Annotated in this window: 6 protein-coding genes; 3 read left to right on the top strand and 3 right to left on the bottom strand. The window is 63.0% G+C overall.

What is annotated here, in order from left to right; genetic code table 11:
• Positions 1–44: 44 nt before the first annotated feature.
• Positions 45–1,121, bottom strand: a complete 1,077-nt coding sequence (locus B3397_RS06970) for a DUF748 domain-containing protein (protein WP_296248512.1) — start codon at positions 1,119–1,121, stop codon at positions 45–47.
• Positions 1,122–1,246: 125 nt separating this feature from the next.
• On the opposite strand from B3397_RS06970, the gene cysK reads away from it, so the two are divergent.
• The 3 genes from cysK (at position 1,247) to B3397_RS06955 (ending at position 5,500) form a co-directional block, all read left to right on the top strand.
• Positions 1,247–2,221, top strand: coding sequence for a cysteine synthase A (gene cysK, locus B3397_RS06965; RefSeq protein ID WP_296248511.1), 975 nt, complete (start codon positions 1,247–1,249; stop codon positions 2,219–2,221).
• 188 nt (positions 2,222–2,409) lie between these two features.
• A complete protein-coding gene (locus B3397_RS06960) occupies positions 2,410–3,348 on the top strand; it encodes an aspartyl/asparaginyl beta-hydroxylase domain-containing protein (protein WP_296248509.1) in 939 nt (312 codons plus the stop codon).
• 199 nt (positions 3,349–3,547) lie between these two features.
• Complete coding sequence (locus tag B3397_RS06955) at positions 3,548–5,500, top strand: TonB-dependent receptor domain-containing protein (RefSeq protein WP_296248507.1); 1,953 nt, start codon at positions 3,548–3,550, stop codon at positions 5,498–5,500.
• Between the two features lie 26 nt (positions 5,501–5,526).
• Here B3397_RS06955 and B3397_RS06950 read toward each other — a convergent pair whose 3' ends face one another.
• Both B3397_RS06950 and B3397_RS06945 read right to left on the bottom strand, forming a co-directional pair.
• Positions 5,527–6,858: a sensor histidine kinase gene (locus tag B3397_RS06950; protein ID WP_296248505.1), complete on the bottom strand. Its 1,332-nt coding sequence runs from the start codon at positions 6,856–6,858 to the stop codon at positions 5,527–5,529.
• A gap of 26 nt (positions 6,859–6,884) precedes the next feature.
• Positions 6,885–7,628 carry a response regulator transcription factor gene (locus B3397_RS06945; RefSeq protein ID WP_296248503.1) on the bottom strand — a complete coding sequence of 248 codons (744 nt, stop codon included), beginning with the start codon at positions 7,626–7,628 and terminating at the stop codon, positions 6,885–6,887.
• Between the last annotated feature and the right edge of the window lie 298 nt (positions 7,629–7,926).

The raw sequence follows: 7,926 nt of genomic DNA, 5'->3' as shown, positions 1-7,926 counted from the left end.
TTCGCGGCTTTACGCCGCTCCTACAGGGGGGGAAGGGCGGAGGGCTACCCCTGTTTGGGTGGTGGTTGTTCATATCGGGCGTTGAATGCTCGCACGAAACCGTTGCGCAGGATCTGCCAGAACGCCTGGAACGGGCTGATATCCTGGCGGTGGACGTTACCGCTGAGTTCCACGCGGGTGGCGAATTGGTTCTCGGCCTGATTCTTGAGCACCGTCTCGGTACCGCCCACCACCGCTTCCCAGATGGAGCGAAAGAAGCCCTTGTCCTGGTCCTGCACATCCTGTTGCCAGTTGAACACGTCGACGTTATGCAGCAGCGGCTTGATATAGCCGCTCAGCTGAGCCTTGTTGGCATCGGCTTCGATGACGATATCGCCGCTGCCGGCGTTGAAGTCGAACTTGCCATAGGCGCTGGAAAAATCGTTGACCCGGCGCAGCTCCACGCCCGTGGCGCGCAAGCGGAACTCAAAATCCTCGAAGTTGCTGAATGGATCGAAGGTCGCCGTGGCTTCCAGTGGCGCCTGCCCGAACAGCTTGCCCTTGCCCTCGAATCGCGCATCACGCTTGCCTTGCAGGTCCTGCACATTGGTCAGGTTGTACAGGCTGGCGTCGATCTGGGTCGCGCTGAGGTTGACTGGCGGCTTGGAACTGAAGTTGCGGAAGCTGATCTTGCCGTCGTCGATGCGCACCTCGTTCAAAGTGATCGGCAACAGTTTGTTCATCTGGTCGCGCCAGTCCGTGCCCGCACCGGTCTGGGACGCCTGCTTGTTGTTGCCGCCGTCGACGAAGTTGAGCTCCGGGCGCAGGAACTCGACCCGTGCCACTACGGCATGGTCGTACCACAGGGCATGCCAGCTCACGGCGATGTCGATCACCGGTGCGTCCAGCAGCGGCACGGGCACTTTGCCAGTGGTCTTGACGATCTGCAGGCCGTTGATCCGATAAGCGCCGCGCCACCAGGCCAGGTCGACGTCGGCCACTCGGCCGCGGTAGTCGCCCATGTCGGCGAGCTTGTCATTCAGATAGTCGCGAACCAGATAGGGCAGGGCGACGTGCAGTGCCAGCAGCAGGACGATCAGGCTCAGGACGGTCCACAGTGGCCAGCTGTAACGGCGTTTCATGGGCAAGTCTTCCGAACGATATAAGGAGATTGACTGTCCACAGTCCCATCGGTTCGCTGGACTCGTTCGAGCCCCGCGCTTACCCTTGGTTTTTTCCCCTGCTGCCGCACAAGGACACCTTCGTCATGAGCCGCATTTTCGCCGACAACGCCCACTCCATCGGCAATACGCCGCTGGTGCAGATCAACCGCATCGCGCCCCGTGGCGTGACCCTGCTGGCCAAGATCGAGGGGCGTAACCCCGGTTATTCGGTCAAGTGCCGGATCGGCGCGAACATGATCTGGGACGCCGAAAGCACCGGCAAGCTCAAGCCTGGCATGACCATCGTCGAGCCGACGTCCGGCAACACCGGTATCGGCCTGGCTTTCGTCGCGGCAGCACGGGGCTACAAGCTGATGCTCACGATGCCATCCTCCATGAGCCTGGAGCGGCGCAAGGTGCTCAAGGCGCTGGGCGCCGAACTGGTGCTGACCGAGCCTGCCAAGGGCATGAAGGGCGCTATCGACAAGGCCGCCGAAATCCTTGCCAGCGATACCGACAAGTACTTCATGCCGCAGCAGTTCGACAACCCCGCCAACCCGGCCATCCACGAGAAAACCACCGGGCCGGAGATCTGGAACGATACCGACGGTGCCGTGGATGTGCTGGTGGCGGGGGTGGGCACCGGCGGCACCCTCACCGGTATTTCGCGCTACATCAAGCACACTCAGGGCAAGCCTATCCTCAGTGTGGCGGTGGAGCCGCTGGGTTCGCCGATCATCACCCAGGCCAAGGCCGGGCAGGACATCACCCCGGCGCCCCACAAGATTCAGGGCATTGGTGCAGGCTTCATTCCCAAGAACCTGGACCTGTCCCTGGTGGACCGCGTGGAACTGGTCAGCGATGACGAGGCCAAGGCAATGGCCCTGCGTTTGATGCAGGAGGAGGGGATCTTGTGTGGTATCTCCTGCGGCGCGGCGATGGCGGCTGCGGCCAGGTTGGCGGAGAAGCCGGAAATGCAGGGCAAGACCATTGTGGTGATCCTGCCGGATTCGGGCGAGCGGTACCTGTCGAGCATGCTGTTCAGTGATCTGTTCACCGAGCAGGAGTTGCAGGCCTGATTGATCCAGGGCGTCAGCGCCGGCTCCCGATTCACCTATGGGAGCGGGCTCTGTCCGCGATGAGGCCGGCCCAGACACCCTGCTGAAGGTCACCCCCAGCGACCCATCGTCCACTCACCGCCACCTTTCATTTCAACCTGCGCCTGCAAGGTTTATCATGGCGGACTGCCCACTCGAGGATCCGCTTCATGACCCTTTCCTTCGCCGCCAAGGCCGCCGTGCTGTTGCTGTTCATCGGCAGCACGCTGTATGTGCACCTGCGCGGGAAGGCGCGTCTGCCGGTGTTGCGCCAGTTCGTCAACCATTCCGCTCTGTTCGCGCCTTACAACGCCCTGATGTACCTGTTCTCCAGCGTGCCGTCCAAGCCCTATCTGGATCGCAGCAAATTCCCCGAGCTCGACGTGCTCAAGGACAACTGGGAAACCATTCGCGACGAAGCCATGCACCTGTTCGACGAGGGTTACATCCGTGCCGCCGAGAAGAACAACGATGCCGGCTTCGGCTCGTTCTTCAAGAAAGGCTGGAAGCGCTTCTACCTCAAGTGGTACGACAAATCACTGCCGTCGGCGAATCTGCTGTGCCCCAAGACCGTGGAACTGGTCAACAGCATTCCCAACGTCAAGGGGGCCATGTTCGCCCTGTTGCCCGGTGGCAGCCACCTGAACCCGCACCGCGACCCCTTCGCCGGTTCGCTGCGCTACCATCTGGGCCTGTCCACGCCCAACTCCGACGCTTGCCGCATCTTTGTCGATGGCCAGGAATATGCGTGGCGCGACGGTCAGGACGTGATGTTCGACGAGACCTACGTGCATTGGGTCAAGAATGAGACTGAGCACACTCGAGTGATCCTGTTCTGCGACATCGAGCGACCGCTGAGCAACGGTTTCATGACTGCCGTCAACACCCGAGTCAGCGCGTTCCTGGGCCGCGCCACGGCGCCGCAGAACCTGGACGACGAGCGAGTTGGCGGAATCAACCAGGCCTATGCCTGGAGCAAGAATTTCAGTGACCGTTTCAGCGGCAAGGTGAAACAGTTCAAGCGCGCCAATCCCAAGGCCTACCGCGTGTTGCGGCCGGTATTGGCGGTGATCGTGCTGACGGCGTTGGGGTATTGGCTGTTCGGGTGATCTGCCGGGCCTCATCGCAGGTAGAACCCGCTCCCACAGGGGGCTCGCTCCAGGACGGCGGCGATGCTTGTGGGAGCGGGTTCTACCCGCGATGAGGCCGGCAAAAGCGATACACCCCTAAACCTGTCACACCTTGTCCAACCTTCGGAACTGAGGATGCATACGATTCGCGTCTACAACTGAATCGTAAGGAAGTTCCATGCATCCTCCACTGTCCTTGCGGCCGCTGGCCGTAATGATCTGCCTGGCCATCGGCGGTACCGCCCAGGCCGATCCGCTCGAACTGGCCGCGCCCATGGAGCTCGACGATGTCGTGGTCACCGCTTCGGGCTTCGAGCAGAGTGTCGAGGATGCTCCGGCTTCCGTGACCATCATCACCGGCGAAGAACTGCGCAAGAAGTCCTACAACGACCTGGGCGACGCCGTGCGCAATATCGAAGGTGTGGTGGTCAACGGCGGCGCCAACGAGACCGACATCTCCATTCGTGGCATGCCCCCGGATTACACCCTGATTCTGGTGGACGGCAAGCGCCAGAGCGCGCGGGAGACCCGGGTCAACGGCAACCGCGGCTACGAGCAGAGCTTCGTGCCGCCCGCCGAAGCCATCGAGCGGATCGAAGTGGTACGCGGACCGATGTCATCACTGTACGGCTCGGACGCCATCGGCGGGGTGATCAACATCATCACCCGCAAAGTCTCGCCAGAGTGGGGCGGGTCGGTCTCCTACGATTACGCCGCCCGCCAGCACAGCGACCAGGGCAATTCGCGTCAGACCCAGTTCTACCTCAACGGGCCGATCATCGAGAAATACCTGGGCTTGCAGGTGTGGGGCCGCTATCTGGATCGGCAGGCCGACGATGATGTAGAAGTCACCAACGGCTTCACCAAGGCCGATCACAAGGACCTGACTGCGCGCCTGGCCTTCACCCCCAACGAAGACCACGACATTCTGCTCGAAGCTGGCGCCACACGTCTGAAGAACGGCGACGGCACCAGCGTCAACTGGGCAACCCGTGAGCAAGAGAACAACCGCGACCATTATTCCATCTCCCACCAGGGGCGCTGGGGCTGGGCGACTTCCGACGTGTCGCTGGCCTACGAGAAGGCCAGCCGCGAAGGCAAGGCCTCGGCCGGGCAGCCGGAGATCCTGGGGCGCAAACCTGTGGTCGAGAACACGGTATTGGACGCCAAGCTGGTGATGCCAACCACCTACAACATCACTACCGCTGGCTTGCAGTGGAACGAGTCGAAGCTGACCGACTGGAACCAGGGCTTGATGGATGGTCGCGACTATACGTTCTCCGTGACGCAGAAAGCCTTGTTCGCCGAGAACGAATGGTCCATGACCGATACCTTCGCGCTGACCACCGGCCTGCGTATGGACGAACACGAGCAGTACGGTACCCACTTCAGCCCGCGCGTGTACGGTGTGTGGCGGGCGACGCCGGACTGGACGTTCAAGGGCGGTGTGGCCCGAGGCTTCAAGGCGCCGGAGATTCGTGCGGTGGTGCCGGGCTACGCCACCATTCGACGTAACACCTATGTGAACCTGGGCAACCCGGACCTGAAACCGGAAACCAGCACCAACTATGAGCTGTCGGCCGCGTGGTCCAACCGCAACAATTTGTCGGCGGGTGCAACGGTGTTCCATAACGTGTTCGACGACAAGCTGTCGACCGAGAACACGGCGCGTCGCTGGAACGGTTACATCGTGCAGGACCGCATCAACGTGGACAAGGCGACCATCACCGGCGTCGAGTTGAACGGCCGCTGGGACATCACTCGAGCGTTCGCGCTCAAGGGTAACTACACCTACACCGATTCCGAGCAGAAGAGTGGCAGCAACGCCGGCGCGCCGTTGTCGCTGACGCCGGAGCACAAGGCCAATGTCAGCGCCGACTGGACCCTTTCCGAGAAGGCGCAGGCGTGGGCTTCGGTGAACTACTATGGGCGCGAATACGGCACCACGCTCAGCGGCGATCCGGCTCCGGCCTATACCACGGCCGATGTGGGCGGGTCGTATGACCTGACCAAGGCGGTGACCTTGAAGGCGGCGGTGTACAACCTGGCGGACAAGCGATTGGACGACGAGACGTATGGCACGGTGAATTACGGGCGTACGTTCTGGGTGGGGACCACGTTGCGGTTTTGAGTTAATGCCGGCGGCGAATGGTCCCCTTACCCCGGCAACCTGACCACCGCCGCCAACCCGGCCGGCATCCGATTCTCCAGCACCAACTCTCCCCCATGGGCCTGCACGCAGGCCCGCGCAATCGCCAGTCCCATGCCCAGGCCACCGCCCTGGCTGGGGTCCGCTCCGCCACGACCCAACTGCACGAACGGCTCGAACACCTGGCTCAGCCACGCCGGATCGATCCCCGGCCCATGGTCACGAATCTCGATGCACAGAGCGCCTGACGCTTCCCGCGCCAGACTGATGTGGGCATCGCCACCATGGCGCAGGGCATTGTCGATCAGATTGGTCAGCGCCCGCTTGAGCGCCAGTGGCCGGCAGCGACACAGAATGTCCGGCGCACCGTGCCAGCTCACCGGCGTACCCAACGTTCGATAGCGTCGCGCCAGGTCCTCCAGCAGCGCCGTCAGGGACACGCTGCAGGTGGCTTCCTGCACCGCATCACCGCGCACGAAATCCAGGGTCTCGCTGACCATTCCGCGCAATTCGTCGAGACTGTCGAGCATGTCCTGGCGCAGCTCATCGTTATCGAGCAACTCCACTTGCAGGCGCAATTCGGTGATCGGCGTGTTCAGGTCGTGGCTGATGGCCGCAAGCATGCGGGTGCGTCCTTCCACATGGCGGGCGATGCGTTCCTGCATGACGTTGAACGCCGTGGTCAGCTCCTGCGCTTCTCGGGGGCCGGACACGGGCAGGGGGGCGATCCATTCACCACGGCTGACCCGCTCGGTGGCCAGGGCCAGGCGCTGGACCGGGGCGACGATCCGGCGCATGAAGAAAATCACGATCAGCAACACCGGGATGGTACTCACCGGCACGCTATAGGCCAGCAAACGGCCCCATTCATAAGCGCCGGACGGTGCCTGCTCGGCATTCAGGTGGCTGCCGTCGGGCAGATCGATGCTGCTGCGCAAGCGCAACGCCGCCCACCCTGCTGGCTTGAACAGGTGCTCACGGGCTGGCCCACCGCTGGCCCGCTCCAGTTGCATGGCCACATGCCCATTGTCGTCGATGGCCAAGCGCTTGCGCAGCGCAGTGGCCAGATGCCGTTCCTCGGCATGCATGGCGAACGGTTCGACTTCGGCAAGGGATGAAATCCAGAACCGTGCATCGACGGTGGCCATGGATTCGAGCAGGCGTCTGGACTCCCGCTCAGGCAGGTCACGGGCGGCCTGATAGGCGATCACCAGGCGCTCGACCACCAGCGTGCGGGACAGCGGGTGCACCAACGATCCGGTACGTTGCAGGAACAGCATGGCGATCAGGTTGGAAGCCAACAATGCCAGCAGCAATAGCACGCCAAGCTGCCGCGTCATGGTTTTCGGCCACCACCCCCAGCGCGTCACGATGGCTGTTGGCTGACATGGGCGGCGAGGCGGTAACCACCGCCCCACACGGTTTGCAGCAGGTCGGGTTGCGCGGCGCTGTCGGCCAGCTTGCGACGCAGGCGGCTGATCTGACGGTCGATGGCCCGGTCGAACAGATCGCTGCCGGGACGGGCGGTCAGCTCGATCAGGCGTTCGCGGTTGAGTACGGCGTTGGGGTGCTGCAGAAACACTTCCAGCAGCCGACCCTCGCCCGTGCTCAAGCGGACCTGAGTCTGGTCACGACGAACCAGGGTGCCGCAGCCGCTGCGAAACTGCAGCCCGGCGAACGCGTACTGGCGCAGGCCTGAGGCGGCCTCCAATGGGGCGGGGCGGGCAGGCAGGCGGCGGCGCAGCACGCTGTGAATGCGCGCCACCAGTTCCCGCGGCTCGAAAGGTTTGACCACGTAGTCGTCGGCGCCGGAATCCAGCCCTTGCACGCGATCGCTGGAGGCATCACGGGCCGTGAGCAGAATCACCGCCACATCGTGCTTGTGGTGCAGCAACCGACACAGCTCGAAGCCGTCACCGTCGGGCAGCATGACGTCCAGCACCAGTACGTCGAAACGATTCTGCCGCAACTGTGCCCACATGCCGGCAGCGTCTTCGGTGGTGCGCACGTCGAAACCGAACCGGCGCAGGTAGATGGCCAGCGGCTCGCGGATCTTGCGGTGATCATCGACCACCAGAATGCGCGCAGGGGCGTCGGAGGGTTGGGTCATGGTGTTGTGCGGATGATTCTCATTTGATGCGGGGATGGTACAGGAACTGGGGGGGAAGTGCAGCTTTGCGGGGGGTGTGCTGGATGGGGGGTGTGGGGGGGGGGATTTGTGGTGGATGGTCCCCTCACCCCAGCCCTCTCCCTGAGGGAGAGGGAGCTAAAAGCAGATCGCCGATATCCGCAACGCCATTGTTCGGCTCCCTCTCCCTCAGGGAGAGGGCTGGGGTGAGGGGACCATTCACCGCAAAACCCAACCCTGCCAACTACCCCTGATCCCGCTTGAACGCCAAACGGAACTG

This window comes from Pseudomonas sp. UBA4194, from assembly GCF_002379585.1.
GTDB lineage: Bacteria > Pseudomonadota > Gammaproteobacteria > Pseudomonadales > Pseudomonadaceae > Aquipseudomonas.
The sequence above is the reverse complement of the archived record's forward strand: the minus strand, read 5'-3'. Positions and strand labels throughout refer to the sequence as shown.

Bases quoted from the DNA above. Each gene is read 5' to 3' on its own strand.
- B3397_RS06970 (WP_296248512.1), bottom strand. From the start codon at position 1,121: ATGAAACGCCGTTACAGCTGGCCACTGTGGACCGTCCTGAGCCTGATC.
- cysK (WP_296248511.1), top strand. From the start codon at position 1,247: ATGAGCCGCATTTTCGCCGACAACGCCCACTCCATCGGCAATACGCCG.
- B3397_RS06960 (WP_296248509.1), top strand. From the start codon at position 2,410: ATGACCCTTTCCTTCGCCGCCAAGGCCGCCGTGCTGTTGCTGTTCATC.
- B3397_RS06955 (WP_296248507.1), top strand. From the start codon at position 3,548: ATGCATCCTCCACTGTCCTTGCGGCCGCTGGCCGTAATGATCTGCCTG.
- B3397_RS06950 (WP_296248505.1), bottom strand. From the start codon at position 6,858: ATGACGCGGCAGCTTGGCGTGCTATTGCTGCTGGCATTGTTGGCTTCC.
- B3397_RS06945 (WP_296248503.1), bottom strand. From the start codon at position 7,628: ATGACCCAACCCTCCGACGCCCCTGCGCGCATTCTGGTGGTCGATGAT.